Source organism: Actinacidiphila paucisporea, from assembly GCF_900142575.1.
GTDB classification, from domain to species: domain Bacteria; phylum Actinomycetota; class Actinomycetes; order Streptomycetales; family Streptomycetaceae; genus Actinacidiphila; species Actinacidiphila paucisporea.
In genome coordinates, this window is record NZ_FRBI01000007.1 from 1 (window position 1) to 19825 (window position 19825).

General features: G+C 74.8%; 19 protein-coding genes. 7 read left to right on the forward strand and 12 right to left on the reverse strand.

Annotation, left to right across the window (positions count from 1 at the left end; all coding sequences use genetic code 11):
- Positions 1-231 precede the first annotated feature (231 nt).
- Together BUE44_RS39765 and BUE44_RS36415 are read left to right on the forward strand one after the other, a co-directional pair.
- Positions 232-324: a hypothetical protein gene (locus BUE44_RS39765; RefSeq protein ID WP_407640026.1), complete on the forward strand. Its 93-nt coding sequence runs from the start codon at positions 232-234 to the stop codon at positions 322-324.
- Between the two features lie 150 nt (positions 325-474).
- Positions 475-1191 (forward strand): VanZ family protein, encoded by a 717-nt coding sequence (locus BUE44_RS36415; protein WP_107415698.1) that lies wholly within the window; start codon positions 475-477, stop codon positions 1189-1191.
- A 99-nt stretch (positions 1192-1290) separates the two neighbouring features.
- Here BUE44_RS36415 and BUE44_RS13080 read toward each other — a convergent pair whose 3' ends face one another.
- The gene (locus tag BUE44_RS13080; RefSeq protein ID WP_079189697.1) at positions 1291-3762 is read right to left on the reverse strand and encodes a helicase C-terminal domain-containing protein; all 2472 of its coding nucleotides are present in this window, start codon (positions 3760-3762) and stop codon (positions 1291-1293) included.
- Positions 3763-4098: 336 nt separating this feature from the next.
- Positions 4099-4269: a hypothetical protein gene (locus BUE44_RS37435; protein WP_159450246.1), complete on the reverse strand. Its 171-nt coding sequence runs from the start codon at positions 4267-4269 to the stop codon at positions 4099-4101.
- A gap of 201 nt (positions 4270-4470) precedes the next feature.
- Here BUE44_RS37435 and BUE44_RS13090 point away from each other — a divergent pair, with 201 nt between their 5' ends.
- Positions 4471-5391 (forward strand): hypothetical protein, encoded by a 921-nt coding sequence (locus BUE44_RS13090; protein ID WP_322940004.1) that lies wholly within the window; start codon positions 4471-4473, stop codon positions 5389-5391.
- A 38-nt stretch (positions 5392-5429) separates the two neighbouring features.
- Here BUE44_RS13090 and BUE44_RS13095 read toward each other — a convergent pair whose 3' ends face one another.
- Genes BUE44_RS13095 through BUE44_RS13110 form a run of 4 tightly spaced genes read right to left on the reverse strand, consistent with a single transcriptional unit; the run spans position 5430 to position 9496 of the window.
- A complete protein-coding gene (locus BUE44_RS13095) occupies positions 5430-6461 on the reverse strand; it encodes an ABC transporter substrate-binding protein (protein WP_073497578.1) in 1032 nt (343 codons plus the stop codon).
- 13 nt (positions 6462-6474) lie between these two features.
- Positions 6475-7410 carry an ABC transporter ATP-binding protein gene (locus tag BUE44_RS13100; RefSeq protein WP_079189698.1) on the reverse strand — a complete coding sequence of 312 codons (936 nt, stop codon included), beginning with the start codon at positions 7408-7410 and terminating at the stop codon, positions 6475-6477.
- The gene (locus BUE44_RS13105; RefSeq protein ID WP_235002108.1) at positions 7407-8501 is read right to left on the reverse strand and encodes a FecCD family ABC transporter permease; all 1095 of its coding nucleotides are present in this window, start codon (positions 8499-8501) and stop codon (positions 7407-7409) included. Before BUE44_RS13105 ends, BUE44_RS13100 begins: the two co-directional genes overlap by 4 nt.
- Positions 8498-9496: a FecCD family ABC transporter permease gene (locus tag BUE44_RS13110; protein ID WP_073497582.1), complete on the reverse strand. Its 999-nt coding sequence runs from the start codon at positions 9494-9496 to the stop codon at positions 8498-8500. Before BUE44_RS13110 ends, BUE44_RS13105 begins: the two co-directional genes overlap by 4 nt.
- A gap of 120 nt (positions 9497-9616) precedes the next feature.
- On the opposite strand from BUE44_RS13110, the gene BUE44_RS13115 reads away from it, so the two are divergent.
- Entirely contained in the window at positions 9617-10264 is a 648-nt protein-coding gene (locus BUE44_RS13115) for an HAD family hydrolase (protein WP_073497585.1), read from the forward strand.
- A 9-nt stretch (positions 10265-10273) separates the two neighbouring features.
- Here BUE44_RS13115 and BUE44_RS13120 read toward each other — a convergent pair whose 3' ends face one another.
- Complete coding sequence (locus BUE44_RS13120; protein ID WP_073497587.1) at positions 10274-10486, reverse strand: hypothetical protein; 213 nt, start codon at positions 10484-10486, stop codon at positions 10274-10276.
- A gap of 171 nt (positions 10487-10657) precedes the next feature.
- Between BUE44_RS13120 and BUE44_RS39515 the strand changes: the two genes are divergently transcribed.
- Positions 10658-11041 carry a cold-shock protein gene (locus BUE44_RS39515; protein WP_033173507.1) on the forward strand — a complete coding sequence of 128 codons (384 nt, stop codon included), beginning with the start codon at positions 10658-10660 and terminating at the stop codon, positions 11039-11041.
- A gap of 150 nt (positions 11042-11191) precedes the next feature.
- Here BUE44_RS39515 and BUE44_RS13130 read toward each other — a convergent pair whose 3' ends face one another.
- The 4 genes from BUE44_RS13130 to BUE44_RS13145 form a co-directional block, all read right to left on the reverse strand.
- Positions 11192-12067 (reverse strand): 1,4-dihydroxy-6-naphthoate synthase, encoded by an 876-nt coding sequence (locus BUE44_RS13130; protein ID WP_073497589.1) that lies wholly within the window; start codon positions 12065-12067, stop codon positions 11192-11194.
- Entirely contained in the window at positions 12054-12749 is a 696-nt protein-coding gene (locus tag BUE44_RS13135; protein WP_073497592.1) for a futalosine hydrolase, read from the reverse strand. The genes BUE44_RS13130 and BUE44_RS13135 overlap by 14 nt, the downstream gene beginning before the upstream one ends.
- A gap of 4 nt (positions 12750-12753) precedes the next feature.
- On the reverse strand, positions 12754-13245 hold the full coding sequence (locus BUE44_RS13140) for a hypothetical protein (RefSeq protein WP_073497595.1): 492 nt from the start codon (positions 13243-13245) through the stop codon (positions 12754-12756).
- 212 nt (positions 13246-13457) lie between these two features.
- The gene (locus BUE44_RS13145; RefSeq protein WP_073497597.1) at positions 13458-14834 is read right to left on the reverse strand and encodes an MFS transporter; all 1377 of its coding nucleotides are present in this window, start codon (positions 14832-14834) and stop codon (positions 13458-13460) included.
- Positions 14835-15096: 262 nt separating this feature from the next.
- On the opposite strand from BUE44_RS13145, the gene BUE44_RS13150 reads away from it, so the two are divergent.
- Positions 15097-16020, forward strand: coding sequence for a DUF3027 domain-containing protein (locus BUE44_RS13150; protein ID WP_073497599.1), 924 nt, complete (start codon positions 15097-15099; stop codon positions 16018-16020).
- A gap of 139 nt (positions 16021-16159) precedes the next feature.
- Positions 16160-19357, forward strand: coding sequence for a sacsin N-terminal ATP-binding-like domain-containing protein (locus BUE44_RS13155; RefSeq protein WP_235002109.1), 3198 nt, complete (start codon positions 16160-16162; stop codon positions 19355-19357).
- A gap of 55 nt (positions 19358-19412) precedes the next feature.
- Here the strand turns inward: BUE44_RS13155 and BUE44_RS13160 are convergent, their stop codons facing one another.
- Positions 19413-19691: a DUF2530 domain-containing protein gene (locus BUE44_RS13160; RefSeq protein ID WP_107415713.1), complete on the reverse strand. Its 279-nt coding sequence runs from the start codon at positions 19689-19691 to the stop codon at positions 19413-19415.
- Positions 19692-19825 lie beyond the last annotated feature (134 nt).

A 19825-nucleotide genomic window follows, 5' to 3' on the forward strand; every position in this document is an offset into this window, starting at 1 on the left:
TTCACCCTGAACGGTGTCGCGTGCGGTGGCACCAGGACGACGCCGCCGACGACGCCGCCGACGACGAAGCCGCCCACCACGCCGCCCACCACGCCGCCGACGACGCCCCCGACGACGACGCCGCCCACCACGCCGCCGACGACCACCAGCACGCCGCCGGGGCACCCCTCGCACCACCCGTCCCACCCGCCCACCACGCCCCCGGGGTTGCCGCACACCGGTGCCGACGGGGTGGAGTGGATCGCCGCCTCCGCGGTCGCCGTGCTCGGAACCGGCGGAACGCTGCTCTTCATGGCGCGACGTCGACACGGACAGCACGGATGAGGTCGTCCCAGAGGTAACACCCCCTGACCGCCGCGCTCACCCCAGCGGCGAGAAGAGGAATTCCGGCCGCCGTACGCCGTCACCCGGCGTACGGCGGCCGGTTGGGGGTAAGCGGCGCCAAGAAGGCGTCCACTGAGGGGGGTACGGCCGATGGTTATCCGCGGCGAACTGTTCGACCGGGTGCGCAGGCCGAAGCCTGAGCCGGTGCCTCCGGCGGAAACGGCCGGGAAACCGAAGCCGAAGCCGGCCGCGAAGGCGCGGCCCAAAGCCCAGCCCAAGGCTGAGGACGGCCCCAAGGGGACGCCGACGTCACGGGAACGGTCACGACCGCGGCAGCGCGTGCGTAAGACCCCGCCGCCGGTGCTGCAACGACGCACCCTCGGCCCGACGCTCGCGCGAGCCGCGGTCATGGCCGTCGCCATCGTCTGCATGGTCGCTTTCGCGGTGGCGCTGGCCAAGGTCACGCTGGTGCCGTCGCCGTCGTCGGACGCGCTCATCCACACCAATCTGCGGCCCGGCGCGTCCATTCGCGCCTACCTCGACCAGCCTGCCCTGCGGGACTCGGTCAAGCAGATCGGCGGCAACGTCCTGCTCGGCGTGCCCTTCGGCATCCTGCTCCCGATGCTCTTCCCGCGGGCCCGCGGCCTGCTCCGGGTCGGCGTCCTCACCGCCCTGGTGATGGTCCTCATCGAGGCCACGCAAGGGATCCTCGTGGAGGGTCGCGCCTTCGACATCGACGACGTCATCCTCAACACCCTGGGAGCCCTCCTCGGCTACCTCCTCCTGGGCCGCCGCCTCGGCTCCGCCCTCCACCCCCACCGCACCCACTGGTGGCACCGCTTCCGCTCCCCGACCGAGAAGGCCTGACCGCGGAGGGTGCCCCCCTGCAGGGGCGCGTGGGGGAGACCCGGCGCGCTCGCCCCTCGACGGCCGGTGGGCCCCCGGGAGGCCCGGGACGGCCTCAGGTCAGGACGGGTCCTCAGCCAGTTCGGCCACGCCGGTGATCCGGTGGATCGCGAAGGTGCGGACCTCGTCCGCGGTGTGGTCGTAGGCGGTGACGTAACCGCCCTCGACGCGGACCGGGGCGATGACACGCTGCGTGGCATTGCCCTCCGCGTTGACGTAGCCGATCCAGAGGGACTCGCCGGTCAGGACGGCGGACTGGACGGTGGCCAGCGTGTCGGCCGCGGGGGTGCGGGGGAGGCCGGAGGGCGGCGCGGTCGCGGGGCGGTGGACGGCGGTGGCCGCGCGGTCGCCGGCGCGGATGGCCTTGACCGCGAGGCCGAGGAGCGCGGCGTCGGGGACGGGCGGCCCGTCGGGCACGGGGACGGGCGCGGTACGGGGCGGGGTGCGGCGGGCGTCGGGCCGGGTGATGAGCACGTCGCCCTCGGCTGACTCCGCGGCGGGGGCCAGGCCCATGGCCCGCAGCCGTTCGAGCAGGGTCGACGGATCGGTCTGGGCGGCCAGCACGGTCGGGGCGAGCCGGCGCAGGCCGAGCCCGGAGGCGCGGCGGTCCGCGAGCAGCTCGGCGAGCAGGGCGTCGTCGTCGCAACGCAGATACGCGGCCGCGGCGCCGACCCGTAGCGTGCCGTGCCGGCGGGCCACGTCGTCGATGAGGTAGCTGAGCGGCTGCGGCACCGGCGTACGGGAGTGCTCCGTCAGGAAGGCCTGCAGCTCCGCCGCCGTGCGCCCGGCGTCCAGGGCGCGGCGTACGGACTCGGGGGTGAAGCGGTAGACGGTCGCGCCGCCCTTGGACTCGATGTCGGCCAGGACGCCGAGCGTCTCGGCGAGCGAGGCGATCAGCGGGCCGGGCGCGACCGCGGTGAGGTCGGCCTGGAGCAGGACGTGGTCGAGGGGCTCCGGCAGCAGCGGGGCGAGCAGGGCGGCGGCCCGGTCGGCGTCGGGGTCGGCTTCGAGCAGCGGGCGGGTGTGCGCGGCGAGCGCGCCGCGGCCGGTGACGCCGAGCGCCTCCGCGTCGTGCAGCGTCCAGCCGAGCAGATCCTCGCGCAGCGCGTCGGCCCCGGCCCGCAACGGGCGCTCCCAGCGCAGCCGGGCCAGCAGGTCGGGCCGGGACGCCGCCGAGCCGACCGGCAGCGCGGCCAGCAGCCGCAGCGCTCCGCGGCGTACCTGAGGTGCGAGCGAACGGTCCAGGTCGGGCCCGAGCGCCGCCAGCGCCCTGCCCTTCGGGTCGCGCGTGCCGACCAGGCCCGGCGTGCGGGTCGCGGCCAGCCAGGCGGCGGCCAGCACCGCCCACTGCCGCTCGGCGGGCAGCAGCAGCCACTCGTCGGCGGCGGGGGTGGGCGCATAGGCCTCGTCGAGCTCTCCGTCGGTGGCGACGAGGCCGGCCGCGTAGGCCAGTTCCAGCCAGAAGGCGGTCTGCGGCTCGGTGAGGTCCAGCGCGCTCGCCGTACGCCGCAGGTCGCGGACGCTGATGCCGCCGGCCCGCAGCACCGCGGGACCGCCGGTCTGCCACTCCTTGAGCAGGTCGGTGACCGTGCGGACGGCGGTGAAGGCCTGGCCGGCGGCGGTGGCGTTCACCGTCTTCGCGGTACGCGGCACCGGTTCGAGCCGCGGCGGCAGCGGCTGCGGGGTGCGGTGGGCGCGGCCGGCCCGCAGGGCGAGCGCCGCCTCCCTGGGCAGCACGACGTTGTGCTGGCCGGCCGGCAGCAGCAGGCCGCGGGCCAGCAGCCACTGCACGGGGGTGGCCGCGCCGGCCGCCCGTACGGCCGCCGTCGCGTCCCTGACCTCGCCGTACGGCGGACCCCACGCCAGCCGGTCGAGCACCGCCCGCGCCCCCTCCGGCGCCCCGTCGAGCAGCGCCACGAAACGCTCCGGGTCGGCGAAGAGCCCGGCCAGCGCGGCGATCGCGCTCTGCGGGTCGTGCGTCGCGGCGAGCCCGGCGTCCGCGAGCACTTCCTGGAGCCGGGCAGGCGACATCCCTGCCGTCGCCTCGGCCACGGAGGGGCCGAGCCCGGTCGCCGACGGGGTCGCGGCGGACGGCGCGAGCACGTCCCGCGCGGTACGCACCAGCCGCAGCCGGTCGTCCTCGCCCCACACCAGGCCGCGCTCCCGCAGCGCGGCGACGGCCCGCGGCAAGGCCTCGGCCACGGCGTCCGCGACCTCCGGGTCCAGCGGCTCACCGACGGGCGCACCGCCCGGCCGCCCGGTCATCAGCTCGCGCAACGTGTCGTACGCGCACCCGTCCGCGGTCAGCGCCAGCGCCTCCGCGGTCTGCTGGGTGAAGGCGTCCAGGTGGTCGAGCGCCCGCAGCACCGACGTACGCGTCGCGGCCCGGGTCGCGAGCTGCGTGAGGTCGGTGGGCACCGGGGCCAGCAGATCGGGCCGCGCACGCAGCAGCACCGCCAGCGCGTCGTCATCACGGGCGCGCAGGTCCTCCGCGAGGGTGCGCGGGGCACCACTGTGGCCTCCGGTCGTCATCCGTCCCACATTAGGCCCTGCCCGCCCCCTCATGCGGAGCCCATCCCCCTGATCCGCCCGACCCCGCACTGCGGGGGTGCGCGGGACAGCCCACGGCGCGGGACAGCTGCCCCTGGGGGGCGCGGGGAACTGCGCGCGCAACCACAACGCGGGGAAAGTCGACGGCTCACGGCAAAGAGCAGCTGCCCCTGGGGGGCGCGGGGAACTGCGCGCGCAACCACAACGCGGGGAAAGCCGACAGCTCGCGGCGAGGGGCAGCCCCTCAGACCCGCGGGGAGAGTCCGCACCCACCGCGGTGGTGCGGGTGGGCAGACGGGCGGCCCCCTCGCACCATGTTCAGCCGTCGCCCGCGCCGGGCGACCGCGCCCGCCCCCACCGGACCGCGCGGCTCGCGGCAGCGATCAGCGCGAGCGCCAGCGCGACCAGGCACATCGTCGCGACGATCGAGCCCAGCACGATCAGCGCGAACCAGAAGGCCAGGTATTCGAGCCCCTTCGCGATGTCCATGGCGGGATGCTGCTCGCCCGCGGGCCGCGCGAAGCCGGCCGTAGGCAAACCGCGGCCGAGGGGTGGTCTTCCCGCAACCTGACGGGTGGATTCGGGGCGTGACGCGGCGACAGGCGCGTCGGTTGGCAGGTACGGTCGGCGCAGGTGACGTCGGGTCGGGGCGAGGGGGTTCGGGCGGTGGGGGTCGAGAGCGATCGGCTGGTGTTCGACTATCTGAGCCGGGTCGGGGACCTGGCTCAGACCGCGATGCCCGCCGCCCAGCGCAGGGAACTGGTCACGCAGCTGCGCCACGACATCGACCGGGAGCGGCGCGGGGCCGACTCCGAGGCCGCGGTGCGGCGCATCCTGGGGCGGATCGGCAGCCCGGACGAGGTGGTGGAGGCCGCCGCGGGCTCGGGCGGTTCCCAGCGGGCGGCCGCGCCGCCGCCGGAGGAGCCGCCGCCCGGGTCGTACGGGCCGTACGCGAAGGCGCCGGGGCCTCAGGTGCCGCGGGCGGCGCGGGTCCCGAGGCCGGGGCGGGCCGGGGACGACGGGGACGACGCCGAGCCGGAGTGGTGGCAGGGCGACGGGCGGGGCGGGCGGCCCCGGGCCGGGGACGAGCTGGCCGGGCTGCCGGGGATGACCGGCGGCGTCTTCATCTCCTTCGACGACGAGGAACTGGACGCCGAGGACCGGCACCCGCGCAAGGACGAGGCCGTCGAGGAGGAGGTCGAGGCCGTCGAGCCGGTCGCGCCGCCGGCCCGGCGCCTCCTGCGCCGGCGGCCGCGCGAGGAGCGCCGCCCCCGCAACTGGGGCAGCCCCGTCCTGCTGCTGGCCGCCGCGCTGCTGCTCGCCGGGGCGGCGATCGGCTCGCTGATCCCGCTGGGCCTGGGCTGGCTGACCGCCTACCTGTCCCGCCGGCTCAGCAGGCCGCAGGCGAAGTTCGCGGTGCTGTTCATCCCGGGCGCCGCCGCCGCCGGGATGCTGGTGTGGATCTGGGGCCGGGACGTGCGCAGGTGGGGCGACCCGATCACGCACGGCCAGATGGGCCAGGCCTTCCTGGACACCTACCCGCCGACCGTGCGGCTGGCCGCCGTCGCCACCGCGCTGTATCTGCTGTGGCGGAACCGACGGTCGGCCTGACGTCCCGCTCCGGGGACGCCGAGGGACGCCGAGGGACGCTAAGGAGCGGTCAGGCCCTGCCGCAGCAGGTCGAGGAGCTTGCCGGCGGCCGTGTAGCCGATGCCCTGGTACCAGAGCTGGTCGTCCACCTGGTGGGCGCGGCCCGCGCGTACCGCGGTGAGCTGCTTCCACAGCGAACTCCCCAGCACCTGCGTCTCCTTGGCGGCCTTCGGGTCGCCGTAGGCGGCGTAGAAGATGTCGTCGCCGTCCGCCCTGTCGATCTGCTCGGGGCTGACGTCGACGCTGAGCCGGTCGACGTCCTGCGCAGAGGGCCGCGACAGGCCCACGTCCTTGAGGATCGAGCCGACGTAACTGGCGTTGCCGTACAGCCGGATGTCCGCGCCCTCCACGAAGCGCACCATGCTCACCTTCGTCGCCGCCGCCTTCGCGGCACCGCCGAGCGCCGCGGTGACCTCCTTGACGTGGGTTCGGTAGGCGGCGACCGCCTGCCCGGCCTGCGCGGTACGGCCCAACGCGGCGGCGTGCAGCAGGAAGTTCGCCTTCCAGGGCGCCCCGGTGGTCTCGGTGAGCACGGTCGGCGCGATCTTCGACAGGGCGTCGTAGCGGGCGCCGTCCCGCACCTTGCTGCTGAGGATCAGGTCGGGCTCGAGGGCGGCGACGGCCTCCAGGTTGGGGTCGGCGATCTCGCCGACGTTCTTGATCCCGGCGACCTCCTCCCGCGGCAGGTAGTCCAGGAAGCCGGAGCCGGAGCCGGAGCCGGAGCCCGCGCTGGTCGCGCCGACCGGCTTGACGCCGAGGGTGATCGCCGAGTCCAGCTCCGCGGTGTCGAGGACGACGACCCGCCGGGGGTGGTCAGGCACCGTCACCGGGCCCATGGCCGTCTCGACGCTGTGCGTGCCGCCCGCCCCGGCCGCCCCCTTGCCGCCGGACGCACCGCCCGCGCCGGACCCGTCGGACCCGCCGCCCCCGTCGGACGAGGAAGAACAGGAGGCGACCGCCAGCGCCGTGCAGAGCAGTACGGCGGCGACGGCAGATAAGCGGGACGAACGGGCCTTGCTGATACGGGACATGGCGGATCTCCGTTCAGGGATGCGGAGTTGCGGTGGCGTCCTGTGCGTCCTGCGCCTCCCGCGCGGCGGGTCCGGACGGCTGCCAGGGGGCGCCAGGGACCACCAGCGGGCTGCCGGTCACCGGGTCGGGCACGACGACCGACGCGAGGCCGAAGACCTCGCGCACCAGCTCCGCCGTGACGACCTCGCCGGGCGGGCCCTCGGCGACGATCAGGCCGGCCTTCATGGCGATCAGGTGGTCGGCGTAGCGGGCGGCCTGGTTGAGGTCGTGCAGCACGGCGACGACGGTCCGGCCGCGCTCGCGGTTGAGCCGGCGTACCAGGTCGAGTACCTCGACCTGGTGGGCGATGTCCAGGAAGGTCGTCGGCTCGTCGAGCAGCAGCAGGTCGGTGTCCTGGGCCAGCGCCATCGCGATCCAGGCCCGCTGGCGCTGCCCGCCCGACAGCTCGTCCACCAGCCGGCCGGCCAGGTCGCTCGTCGCCGTACGCTCCATGGCCTCGGCGACCAGCCGCTCGTCGGACTCCGACCACTGCTGCCACCACTTCTGGTGCGGCTGGCGGCCGCGGGAGACCAGGTCGGCGACGGTGATGCCCTCGGGCGGCACCGGCGACTGCGGCAGCAGGCCCAGGGTGCGGGCGATCTGCCGGGTCGGGACGCAGGCCAGCTCGGCGCCGTCAAGCAGCACCGAGCCGTTCCTGGGCTTGAGCAGCCGTCCCAGGGCGCGCAGCAGGGTGGACTTGCCGCAGGCGTTGGGGCCGACGATGACCGTGACCCGGCCGTCGGGGATCTCCAGGTCGAGCCCGTCGACCACGACCCGGTCCTCGTAGGCGAGGGTGAGCCCGCGGGCGGCGAGCCGGTTCGCGGGCGCGGCCTCCCGCGCGGGTACGGGCTGCGACGCCTCGCGCCGCGGAGGCGTGGGCTGCGCGGGCACGGGCTGCGGGGTCGTCATGACGGCTCTCCTGAACGGCTGCGGCCGCGGACGATCAGCCACATCAGATAGGGCGCGCCGACGGCGGCGGTCATCACGCCGACCGGCAGCTCGGTCGGCGAGAACAGCTTGCGGGCCAGCAGGTCGGCGACCACCACGACCAGCGCGCCGGTCAGCGCGGCCGCCGGCAGCGGGATCTGCGCGGTCCTGGTCAGCCGGCGGGCGATCTGCGGGGCGAGCAGCGCCACGAAGTCGACCGGGCCGGCCGCCCCGGTGGCGACCGAGGCCAGCACGACGCCGAGCGCGACCAGGCCGAACCTGACCCTGCCCAGCCGCACGCCAAGCGCGGTCGCGGTGTCGTCGTCGAAGGACACCGTGCGCTGCGCCCGCGCCGCCCACAGCGCGCAAGGCACCGCGAGCAGCAGCACGAGCGCGAGCGGCCGCGCCTCGGCGTAGCCGCGGCCGTTGAGCGAACCGGTCAGCCACACCTTGGCCTGCTGGGCGACCAGGTAGTCGCCCTTGGTCAAGAAGAGCTGCGTCACCGACGAGAGCGCCACCGAGCAGCCGATGCCGATGAGCACGAAGCGCGCCGCGTGCAGCCCGCGCCGCCACGCGAAGACGTACACCAGGGCAGCCGCGGCCAACCCGCCGGCGATCGAGAGGTACGGCAGTGCCGTGTACGAGGTCACGCCGTACGTCATCGCCGCCACCGTCACCGCGCCCGCGCCATGGGTCACCCCGATGACATCCGGGCTGGCCAGCGGGTTGCGCGCGACGGTCTGGATCAGCGCACCGGACACCCCGAAGGCCGCGCCGACCAGCAGCCCGAGCGCGAGCCGCGGCTCGCGCAGCTCGCCGACCACCAGCTCGTCGGGGCTGGGCCGCCCGAAGACCACCTTCACGACCTCGCCGGGCGCCACGAAGGATTCCCCGACGCACAGATACGCCACACAGGCCGCCGCCAGCAGCGCGGCCAGCACGCAGGTGACGGCGAACGCCCGCCGGTGCACCAGGAAGGACGCGCGCCCGCCGGGGCGTACGACGGCGTAGCCCGCGGGCCGCACCCCCGCCTCCGCCTTTGCACCGGCCGCCGCCGTACGTGCCGCGCTCACGCCGCCACCACCGACCTGCGCCGGACCAGCGCCACCAGGAACGGCACCCCGATCAGCGCGGTCATCACCGCCACCGGGACCTCCGAGGGCGGGAAGACGATCCGGCCGACGACGTCCGAGACCAGGATCATCACCGGGCCGAGCAGCGCCGCCATCGGCAGCACCCAGCGGTGGGCGGTGCCGACCAGGCCGCGGGCCAGGTGCGGCACGGCCAGGCCGACGAAGGCGATCGGACCCGCGGCGGCGACCGCGGCACCGGTCAGCACGGTGGCGCCGAGCGCACCGGTCAGCCGCAGCAGGGCCACGTTCTGCCCGAGGCCCTTGGCGACGTCCTCGCCGAGCGCGAGCGCGTCCAGGCCGCGGGCCATCGCCAGCACCAGCAGCAGGCCGGCCACCAGGAAGGGCCAGATCATGCCGATGATGTGGGTGTCCCGGCCCGAGAGCGAACCGACCTGCCAGAAGCGGTAGGTGTCCAGCGTCTGCGCGTCGGTGGTCAGCACCCCGGACACGATCGACGTCAGGAACGCGTTCATGGCCGCGCCCGCCAGCGCGAGCTTCACCGGTGACGCACCGCTCCTGCCCCGGGCGGCGACCGCGTAGACCGCGACGGCGGCCGCTCCGGCGCCCGCGAAGGCGAACCAGACGTAGCCGCTCAGCGTGCCCACCCCGGCGTAGGCGATGGCGCACACCACACCGAGCGACGCTCCCTGGCTGACCCCGAGGATGCCGGGCTCCGCGATCGGGTTGCGGGTGACGCCCTGCATCACGACCCCGGCGACCGCCAGCGCGGCGCCGACCATGACGCCGATCACCGTCCGCGGCACCCGCAGGCTGCGGACGACCTCGGCATTCTGGCTGGTGCCGCCGTGCAGCAGCGCGTCGAGCACCTGGGACGGAGGGATCTCGCGGCTCCCGACGGCCAGGCTGAGCAGGACCGCGAGCAGCAGTGCCGCCGTCGCCGCCACCATCCAGCCGGTGCGGCGGCGCAGATGCATGTCGGGCTGTCCTCCGGGGGGCGGCGATGGTGGGGCGCCGGATGCGGCTTAGCTTAGGCTGCGCTAACTATACGGTGCCCCTTCTGTAGCGCTGGGGGGAGGTTGACCGGACAGGTGACAATGGGTGCCGTGACCAACGACTTCTCCTCCGTACCGCCGGCCCTCACGGTCGGCTTCGACCTCGACATGACCCTGATCGACTCCCGGCCCGGGATCAAGGCCGTGTACGACCGGCTCGCGGCGGAGACCGGCGTCTTCATCGACTCCGACCTCGCCGTCACCCGGCTCGGCCCGCCCCTGGACGACGAGCTGGCGAACTGGTTCCCGCCGGAGCGGATCCCCGAGATCGCCGATCGCTACCGCACCCTCTACCCGGATCACGCCATCACCCCGACGCCCGCGATGCCGGGCGCCACCGAAGCCGTGGCGGCCGTCCGGGCGGCCGGCGGGCGTCCGGTGGTCGTCACCGCGAAATACGGTCCCAACGCCGAGCTGCACCTCGCCCATGTCGGCATCGAGGCAGAGCTGCGCGGCTGGCTCTGGGCGGAAGCCAAGGCCGAGGCGCTGATCGAGTGGGGTGCGACCGTCTACGTGGGCGACCACACCGGGGACGTGCGCGGCGCCCGCAAGGCGGGCGCCCTTTCCGTGGCGGTGGCCACCGGGCCGTGCAGCGCGGCGGAGCTGCGGGCGGCGGGGGCCGATGTCGTACTTGCCGACCTCAGGGATTTTCCCGGCTGGCTGGCCACTCACACGTCGGCAGCCGCCTGACCTTCGAATTCACGCCTGTGGGTGACGCTGCGCGAGTGCCGACCGCAGCAGGCCCAGCAGCGCCAGGGCCAGTCCGACCCCCATCAGCATCGACACGAAATAGGCCGGCGTCGGCAGCCGGCTGGTGCCGAGCAGCAGCGGCGCCACCGTGGCCAGCGTGCCGACCGCGCCGACGATGAAGACGATCGCGCCGATCCTGACGAGCAGGTCACCGGCGCCCATGGTTTGTTTGCTCACCGGACAAGGGTAGGTCCGTGCTGTGGGCGCGGGAGTACGGGACCTCGCCGTCTTGTCACACAGCACCTGGCCATTAGCCTTGGTGTCAGCGGGTCTCCGGTGGACCCGCTGCTGTCTTATTCAGAGCGGTTTCGAGCAATGAGGACGAGGTCGGACGTGCCTACCGGCAAGGTCAAGTGGTTCAACAGCGAGAAGGGCTTCGGCTTTCTCTCCCGCGACGACGGCGGCGATGTCTTCGTGCACTCCTCGGTGCTGCCCGACGGGGTCGCCGCGCTCAAGCCCGGCCAGCGCGTGGAATTCGGTGTCGTCGCGGGGCAGCGCGGTGATCAGGCGCTCTCCGTGACGTTGCTGGATCCCGCACCCTCGGTCGCCGCGGCCCAGCGCCGCAAGCCCGATGAGCTGCTGCCGATCGTCCAGGACCTGACCACCCTGCTCGAAGACGTCGCCAGGTCGCTGCAGCGCGGCCGGTATCCGGACAAGGCCCACGGCCACAAGATCGCCTCCGTGCTGCGGGTGGTCGCCGACCAGCTCGACGTATAACGACTCGCGGCGGCCGACTAACGGCACGGGGAACCGACGCGGAAGGCGGCGCTTTACCGGAGGACGCACCTCCGGTAAAGCGCCGCAGCGCGTTTTCCGGTGCCCCGCGATTCTTCGCGCGCCCCCGCGAATGGGGGGCGGGGCAATTTTTCAGAAAGCCAGCGCGTCCAGGCGGAGCGCGGGCACGAGGCCTTCGGCCGCCGCCCGAGTGAGCAGTCCCCGTACGGCCGCGTATCCGTCCGTGCCGAGGTCCGCGGTGAATTCGTTGACGTACAGGCCGATGTGCTGGTCGGCGACCACCGGATCCATCTCCTGGGAATGCGCCAGCACATAGTCGCGGGAGGCGGCCGGGTCGTCCCACGCCATTCGGACCGAGGCGCGGGCCGCGTCGGCGAGCGCGTGCAGCCGCTCCTTGCCCAGCGAGCGCCGGGCGATGATCGCGCCCAGCGGGATGGGCAGGCCGGTGGTGGCCTCCCAGTGCTCGCCCATGTCCGCGAGCTTGTGCAGCCCGTAGTTCTGGTAGGTGAAGCGCGCCTCGTGGATGACCAGGCCCGCGTCCACCCGGCCGTCCCGCACCGCGGGCATGATCTCGGAGAAGGGCATCACCACGATCTCCCCGACACCGCCGGCCACCTCGGTCGCCGCCCACAGCCGGAAGAGCAGATACGCCGTCGAGCGCTCACTCGGCACCGCGACCGTCCTCCCCGTCAGGTCGGTGCCCGGCTCCCGGGTCAGCACCAGCGGGCCGCAGCCGCGCCCCAGCGCCCCGCCGCAGGGCAGCAGCGCCCAGTCCTCCAGCACCCACGGCAGCACCGCGTAGGACACCTTGAGCACGTCCAGCTGACCGCGCTCGGCCATCTGGTTGGTGATGTCGATGTCGGCGAAGGTCACGTCGAGCGGCGGCGCGTCGGGCACCAGGCCGTGGGCCCACGCGTGGAAGACGAAGGTGTCGTTCGGGCAGGGGGAGTACGCGATGCGCAAGGCGTCCGTGCCGCCGGTGCCTCGGGTGCTGTCAGGTGTCGTCATGTGCCGCCTCAACCTCCAGGACGCCCGGGAGCTTCCCGAACGCCGACGTCAGCGCCGCCAGTGCCTCGCCGATCCGCCAGGCCGCCCGGTCCCGCGGGCCGACCGCGTTGGACACCGCGCGGATCTCCAGTACGGGTATGTCGAAGAGGGCCACCGCCTCCGCCACCCCGAAGCCCTCCATCGCCTCCGCCACCGCTCCCGGGTGCCGGCCGGCCAGCTCGGCGGCGCGGGCCGCGGTCCCGGTGACCGTGCTGACCGTCAGGACGGGCCCGTGGGCGGCGCCCAGCGCGGCTGCCACGGCCCGGCTCAGCCGTGCGGGCGGGCGGTGCTCGGAGCGGCCGAAGCCCAGCTCGGCGACCGGGGTGAAGCCCTCCGCGGTCTGCACGCCGAGGTCGGCGGCCACGATCGTCTCCGCGACGGCGAGCGAGCCGACCGGCGCGAGGGGGGCGAAGCCGCCGCCGATGCCCGCGCAGACGACCAGGTCGGGACGCGCCTGCTCGACCGCGAGCCGCGACATCAGCACGTACGTCGTCCGGGCCGCCGCGGCCGCGAGGCCGACGCCCACCGTGTGCACCTCGGTCCCGCCGGCGGCCTCGCCCGCTGCGGACAGGCCCGCCGTGACGGCCGCGCGCTCGGCGTCGACCGCGGTCAGCACCAGTACGCGCCTGCGGCGGTCAGGCACGGTCCTACTGCCCCCGGATCAGGTTGATCTGGATGACGCGGAAGGACGACTCGCCGCTGGTGTCGGCCGACTCCACGATGTTGAGCGTCACCTGCTTGGCGGTGGTGGTGCCGCCGGTCTGCTGGTCCTGGGTGTTGAACAGCTGCTCGCTGTCCACCGACCAGTACGTCTTGTCCTTGAGCGGCTCCGGCGTGACCAGGGTCGTGCCGGACGCGATGAGCCAGCCCTTCTTCGCGATCGACGGGTCGACGCCGATCCGCACCTGGTCACCCACCGGCACGGTGATGTGGTGCTTCGGGGTGCCCTGCAGGCAGGCGAGGAAGGCTGCCTGCGGCAGCTTCTTGCCGCCGCTGTAGCACTTGTCCGCGGCCTCCGCCTGCACGGTCTTGCTGCCCACGGTCACGGTCGCCATAGCGGTCGGCTTGTCGCATGCGGTCAGGACGACAAGCCCGAGGGAGAGGGCACCGATGGTGGTGGCAGCGCGGCGAATGCTCATGGCAGGAGGCTACCGGGCGGTCGCCCCCAGTCCGCGCGGGGGTGCGCGTGTCCCCAGGTGGGGCCCGTGGCGGCCTGCGGTGGCAGACCCGTACGGGTTACGCCGCCGCTCGCCCCGCCGTACATTGCCGCGCCGGGATCACGCCGCCGCCGCGTGTGGAAGCCGCCGTACGTTGCCGAGCCGGGAAGCCGCCGTACGTTGCCGAGCCAGGATCACGCCACGCGCGCGCGGGCCGTACTGCCGCGGCGGGCGGCGCCGACCAGGCCGCGTGCTGACAGCAGGAAGGCCACCAGGACCAGTCCGGCCGCGCACGCCATGCCCAGCGGGCCGTTCAGCGGCAGCAGTATGCCGAGGCCGCCGCCGACCACCCAGGACAGCTGGAGCGCGGTCTCGGAGCGGGCGAAGGCAGAGGTCCGCACCAGCTCCGGCACGTCGCGCTGGATCAGCGCGTCGAGCGACAGCTTCGCCAGCGCCTGCGAGATACCGGCCACCGCGGTCAGCGTGGCGACCGTGATCAGGCTGTACCAGCCCGCCGCCATCGTCGCCGCGCCCAGCGCGCAGATCAGCACCGTCGCGATGATCACCTCGGGCCCGCGGGCCTTGAGCCAGGCGCCGAGCGCGGTGCCGAAAGCGTTCCCGACACCCGCCGCCACACCGACCACGCCCAGCGACATGGCCGGCGTCAGACCGCCCAGCGGATGCTCGCGCAGCATGAACGCCAGGAACATCGTCAGGAAGCCCGACAGCGCCCGCAGCCCGCCGTTGCCCTGCAGAGCGTGCAGCACCGAGGAGCCGACGCCCAGCAGGCCGGGCTTGCGACCCGGAAGGCCGGTCGGCTCCGGCGGTGCCTCCTCGTCCGCCGACAGCCGCACCCGCTGCTCACCGCGGGCCGAGTCGACCTTGCCCGGCAGCGACAGCGACAGCAGGGCGCCGCCGATGAAGACCACGAAAGCGCCGTAGAGCGGCCACTGCGGCCCGATCACGTTCAGACCCGCGGCGACCGGTGCCGCCACCGCGGTGGCCAGCAGGCCCGACAGGGTGACCCGGGAATTCGCCTTCACCAGCGTCGTACGCCCCGGCAAGAGCCGTGGCACCACCGCACTGCGCACGACGCCGTACGCCTTGGACGCCACCAGCACGCCGAGCGCCGCCGGATACAGGCCCAGGCCGGCGGTCGAGATCACCCCGGCCATCGTCCAGGCCAGCACCGCCCTGGCCACCATCGCCATCGCCATGGCGGCCCTGCGGCCGTGCTGCATCCGGTCGAGCAGCGGGCCGATCACCGGGGCGAGCAGCGCGAAGGGCGCCATCGTCACCAGCAGATACAGCGCCACCCGGCCGCGGGCCTCCCCGCTGGGCACCGAGAAGAAGACCGTGCTGGCGAGCGCGACCGTGATCATCATGTCGCCGGCGGAATTCACCGCGTGCAGCTCGATCAGCTTCGCCAGACCGGACTCGCCCGCGCCTCCGGCATGTGTCGTACGCCGGATACGCCGACCCAGCGCGCCGGCCGGGGCGCCCACGCCGTGTGCGAGGGCGCGGCCGGCTCTGCGCACGGGCCCTCGGGCGGTGGTCGCGGTTCTTGCCATGACGCAATCCTGCCCCAAACGGAAGAGAGCTCACCCCCTCCTTTGCGGGCGTGGTGCGCACAGGTACCGTGCGATCACGCAGAATGGGTGTCAACAGGTGCGCCCGAGGACGCTCGGGCAGGACCGGATGAGGCAGGGAACGTAAGCGTCGAAGCGGTCCGCAGGTCCGCTCCGCTGCAGCTCTCCGCCCCTCGGGTCCTTCCGCCCACGAGCGCACACGTGAGACGGCGTAGAGAGAGAAACGATTTCTGTGAGTGCAGCGATGCGAAGCCGTACCCCTGACCGCCTGTGCGCCGAGGCCGTCGATGTAGCCAGGGCGGCCACCGTGGAGGCGGCGGGACCGGAGTCGGTCGGCGAGCACCTGGGGGTTGCCGCGGAGGGCGACCGGGTCGTCACCCACTACTTCGCGTGCACCGAGCCCGCCTACCGCGGCTGGCGCTGGGCCACCACGCTGGCCAGGGCGTCCCGCGCCAAGGCCGTCACCATCGACGAGACGGTGCTGCTGCCCGGCGCGGAGGCGATCCTCGCGCCCGAATGGGTGCCGTGGAGCGACCGGCTGCGGCCCGGCGACATGGGTCCCGGCGACCTGCTGCCGACCGAGGCGGACGACCTGCGCCTGGAGCCGGGCTGGACCGGTGACGACGAGCCGCCGGCCGGCGAGCCGGGCGCCGAGGTCGAGGACGAGGCCGTCGACATCGTCGTGCCGTCCGTGGCGATGATCGGCTCGATCGCCGGACAGCTCGGCCTGGGCCGTCCCCGGGTGCTGTCCCGCTACGGCCTGCACGCCGCCGCCGACCGCTGGGACGAGCAGTTCGGGCCCAAGTCGCCGATGGCGCAGGCCGCGCCCGCCAACTGCGTCAGCTGCGGCTTCCTGGTGCCGATCGCCGGCTCGCTCAGCCAGGCCTTCGGGATCTGCGCCAACGAGTTCTCGCCCGCCGACGGCCACCTGGTCTCGCTGGGCTACGGCTGCGGCGGCCACTCCGAGGCCGCGGTCATGCCGCGCCCGCCGCAGCCCGCGCCGATGGTCCTCGACGAGCTGCACGACACCGACCCGATGGCGCTGCACGCCGCCGCGGCGGCGGACGGGGCCTCGGCAGTGAGCGACCGCTCGGCAATGGACGACGGCTCGGCAATGGACAGCGCCGATCCGGACGGCGGTGGCGGGGAGGACAACGGGCGCCCCTGACGGCTCCCGGGCGGGCCGGCACCCGCGGGCGGGGCGGCGGCCCACGGCCCCGGCCGCGGGATGAAGGGCACGCCGAATGGCGGTACGGTCACCGTGCACAGCCCCGCGAGGGGCGTACCCGGCGAGCGAAGGACCGCACGTGACCCGCGCAGGCGTAATCCGGACGCTCCCGGAAGGCCACCCCGACCCCTTCCGCACCGCGGACCTGCGCCAGGCGGTCCTCACCGCCTGGTCCGCGTCGTCCGCCCGCTTTCGCGAGGACGCCAACGCCGAGGAGGACCTCGCCCTCGGCGGCCACCGTGACCGGCTGATCATCGAGCTGGCGCAGAACGCCGCGGACGCCGCCACCCGCGCCGGCGTCGAGGGCCGCCTGCGGCTGACCTACCACGAGGCCACCGGCGACGCCCCCGCGCTGCTCGCCGCCGCCAACACCGGCGCCCCGCTGGACGCCCCGGCCGTGGAGTCGCTGTCCACGCTGCGCGCCTCCGCCAAACGCGACGAGGGACCGGCCGCCATCGGCCGCTTCGGCGTCGGCTTCGCCGCCGTCCTCGCCGTCAGCGACGAGCCCGCCGTGGTCGGCCGCAGCGGCGGTGTGCGCTGGTCGCTGACCGAGGCGCGCGCCCTGGCCGCGCAAGTCCCGGGCCTCGCCGAGGAACTGCGCCGCAGGGACGGCCATGTGCCGCTGCTGCGGCTGCCGTTGCCCGCGGAGGGCAGCGCACCCGACACGTACGACACCGTCGTCGTCCTGCCGCTGCGGGACGGCGCCGCCGAGGATCTGGCCGGGCGGCTGCTGGCCGCCGTTGACGACGCCCTGCTGCTGGCCCTGCCGGGACTGGCCGAGGTCGTCATCGACACGCCCGACGGCGTACGGACCCTGAGCCGCCGCCGGACCGAGGACGGCGACGTCCTGGTCGAGGACTCCGCCGCGCCCGCACCCACCCGCTGGCGGGTCGTCGGCGACGGCGGCGCCCTCACCCCCGAACTCCTCGCCGACCGCCCCGTCGAGGAACGCCTGCGCCCGGTCTGGTCGGTGACCTGGGCCGTGCCGGTCGCCGACGACGGCGCCCCCGCCGCGCCCCGCACCGCCGACGTCGTGCACGCCCCGACGCCGACCGACGAACCGCTCGGCCTGCCCGCCCTGCTGCTGGCCTCGCTGCCGCTCGACCCGACCCGCAGGCACGCCGCCCCCGGGCCGCTCACCGACTTCCTGGTCGAGCGCGCCGCCGACGCCTACGTGCGGCTGCTCGCCGGCTGGCGGCCCACCGGTGCGGGCGTGGTCGACCTGGTGCCGGGACCGCTCGGCAAGGGCGAGCTCGACGCCGAACTGCGCCGCCGCATCCTGGCGCAGCTGCCGCGCACCCCGTTCCTGCCGCGCGCCGCCGAGGTCCCGCCGGACATCGCCGAGGCGCCCTCGGCCGACGTCGACGGCTGGGACGGCGGCGGCCCGCTCGCCGGGGAGAGCCACGCGTTGCGCCCCGTCGAGGCAGAGGTCGTCGAGGGCGCCACCGCACAGGCCGTCCGCGTCCTCGCCGAAGTGCTGCCCACCCTCGTCCCCTCCGCCCTCGAACGCCGGCCCGCCCTGCGCCAGTTGGGCGTCGCCCGGCTCTCGCTGGCCGACGCCGTCGACCGGCTGTCCGGCGCCGAGCGGCCCGCCGGCTGGTGGTGGCGGCTCTACGACGCCCTCGCCGGCACCGACGCCGACTTCCTCAGCGGCCTGCCCGTACCGCTCGCCGACGGCCGTACGGTGGTCGGCCCGCGGCAGGTGCTGCTGCCGGTGCCGGGCGAGGACTCCGCCGCCGTGGACCCGGCGCTGCTGGCCAGGCTCGGCCTGCGGGTCGCCCACCCGGACGCCGCCCACCCGCTGCTGGAGAAGCTGGGCGCCGCCCCCGCCACGCCCCGGGCGGTGCTGACCAGCCCGCAGGTACGGGCCGCGGTCGCCGCGTCCCTGGACGAGGACACCGCCTGGGACCAGGACGAGGCGGGCCTGGACGCCGACGAACTCGCCGACACCGTGCTGTCGCTGGCCCGCGCCGCCGGCCTCGCCCCCGGCGACGAACCGTGGCTGGCCGCGCTCGCACTGCCCGACGACGAGGGCGAACTGGCCCCGGCCGGCGAACTCGTGCTTCCTGGCAGCCCGCTGGAGTCCGTCCTGCGCGAGGGCGAACTGGGCACCCTGGACGCCGACCTCGCCGAGCGCTGGGGCGAGCAGCCGCTGACCGCCGTCGGGGTGCTCGCCACCTTCGCCCTGGTCCGCGCCGAGGACGTCGTCCTCGACCCCGACGACCTCGAACCGCGCGACAGCGACTGGGCCGAGCCCGACGACGTGGGCCTGCTGGACGCTGTGGACGTCTGGTGCGAGGACGTCCTCGACCAGCTGCCCGAGACCGAGGTGCCGCCGGTCGCCACCGAGGTCATCGGGGTCCGCGACCTGGACCTGGTCGACGACGACGCCTGGCCGCAGGCCCTCGCGCTGCTGTCCCGGCCGCCGCTGCGGGACGCCGTGACCGCCCCCGTCCGGGTGCTGCTCCCCGACGGCACCACCGAGTCCGTACGCCCCTACGCCGCCTGGTGGCTGCGCGACCACCCGGTCCTCGACGGCCGCCGCCCGGTCGGCCTGCGCGCGGCCGGCGGCGACCGGCTGCTCGCCGGGCTCTACGACGAGGCCGAGACCGACACCGCCGTGGACGAGCAGGTGCTGCGGGCACTCGGCGTACGTACCACGGTGGCCGCGCTGCTGGCCGAACCGGGCGGCGCCGCCGAACTGCTCGGCCGCCTCGCCGAGCCGGAGCGCACGGTCACCCCGGCCCAGCTGCACGCCCTCTACGCGGCCCTGGCCGAGCTGGACCCCGACCAGGTCACCCTGCCCGACGAGCTGCGGGCGGTGGTCGACGGGGAGACGGTCGTCGTGGACGCCGCCGACGCCCTGGTCGCCGACGCCCCTGACCTGCTGCCGCTGTCCGGTGGGCTGGCGCTGCTGCCGGTGCCGCCGCGGCTGGCCGCCGACCTGGCCGAGCTCTTCCAGGTCCGCCGGCTCAGCGAGGCGGTGGACGCGGCCGTGACCTCGCAGGGCGAGCCGCACGACGTGCCGCCCGCCGTCCACGACCTGCTCCCGGGCGCCCCCGGCTCCTACGTCGAGCACGAGGAGCTGCTGCTCACCGGTGGCGTCGAGGTCGACTGGCGGTACGCGGACGGCACGCTGCACGCCGCCACGGTCGAGGGCGTCGCGGCGGGCCTGGCCTGGGCCGCCGGCCACTGGGAGCGCCGCTTCGAGCTGGCGGCGCTGCTCGAGGACCCGTCCCGTACCGAGGAACTGGCCCGCGACCGCTGGTTCGACTGACGCCGCACCCGGCGGGGCGTTCCGCGGACCCCTGGCGGCCGTCCCGGGCTCTTGCCTAGGCGTCCCCGGGTGTCCGGCCCTCGCCGGCGGCCGCGGCCCGCGCGAGGGCGTCACGGCGGGCCCGTACGTACGTCAGGCCGATCAGGCCGAGCACCCCGCCGGCCGCGCAGGTCCAGATGAACCAGGTGTGGCCGTGGTCGTCGTACCAGCCGTAGAAGGGCAGCTGCACCACGAAGAGCGCGAACCAGACGATCGTGCCGACCGTGACGGTGGCGACGTCGTTCGCCTCCATCGGCGCGGGGGCCTCGCGCAGTGGCGCCTGCTGCTTGCTCATGGCGCCCATCGTATGCGGCGGAATCCGGCGGACCACGGGTGGGGGACCCCTGCGGGCGTTGGGGTCTACGCGCGGAGATGGTATTTGTGCAGTTGGTTATTCATACTGAAACCGGTCACCGTTGACTGGAAACA

What these genes read in the sequence shown, in the direction of transcription:
- BUE44_RS13145 (WP_073497597.1), bottom strand. Translation starts at nt 14,834, where the DNA reads ATGGCAAGAACCGCGACCACCGCCCGAGGGCCCGTGCGCAGAGCCGGC.
- BUE44_RS13140 (WP_073497595.1), bottom strand. Translation starts at nt 13,245, where the DNA reads ATGAGCATTCGCCGCGCTGCCACCACCATCGGTGCCCTCTCCCTCGGG.
- BUE44_RS13080 (WP_079189697.1), bottom strand. Translation starts at nt 3,762, where the DNA reads ATGACGACCGGAGGCCACAGTGGTGCCCCGCGCACCCTCGCGGAGGAC.
- BUE44_RS13115 (WP_073497585.1), top strand. Translation starts at nt 9,617, where the DNA reads ATGGGTGCCGTGACCAACGACTTCTCCTCCGTACCGCCGGCCCTCACG.
- BUE44_RS36415 (WP_107415698.1), top strand. Translation starts at nt 475, where the DNA reads ATGGTTATCCGCGGCGAACTGTTCGACCGGGTGCGCAGGCCGAAGCCT.
- BUE44_RS13095 (WP_073497578.1), bottom strand. Translation starts at nt 6,461, where the DNA reads ATGTCCCGTATCAGCAAGGCCCGTTCGTCCCGCTTATCTGCCGTCGCC.
- BUE44_RS13110 (WP_073497582.1), bottom strand. Translation starts at nt 9,496, where the DNA reads ATGCATCTGCGCCGCCGCACCGGCTGGATGGTGGCGGCGACGGCGGCA.
- BUE44_RS13150 (WP_073497599.1), top strand. Translation starts at nt 15,097, where the DNA reads ATGCGAAGCCGTACCCCTGACCGCCTGTGCGCCGAGGCCGTCGATGTA.
- BUE44_RS13130 (WP_073497589.1), bottom strand. Translation starts at nt 12,067, where the DNA reads ATGACGACACCTGACAGCACCCGAGGCACCGGCGGCACGGACGCCTTG.
- BUE44_RS37435 (WP_159450246.1), bottom strand. Translation starts at nt 4,269, where the DNA reads ATGGACATCGCGAAGGGGCTCGAATACCTGGCCTTCTGGTTCGCGCTG.
- BUE44_RS13160 (WP_107415713.1), bottom strand. Translation starts at nt 19,691, where the DNA reads ATGAGCAAGCAGCAGGCGCCACTGCGCGAGGCCCCCGCGCCGATGGAG.
- BUE44_RS13120 (WP_073497587.1), bottom strand. Translation starts at nt 10,486, where the DNA reads ATGGGCGCCGGTGACCTGCTCGTCAGGATCGGCGCGATCGTCTTCATC.
- BUE44_RS13100 (WP_079189698.1), bottom strand. Translation starts at nt 7,410, where the DNA reads ATGACGACCCCGCAGCCCGTGCCCGCGCAGCCCACGCCTCCGCGGCGC.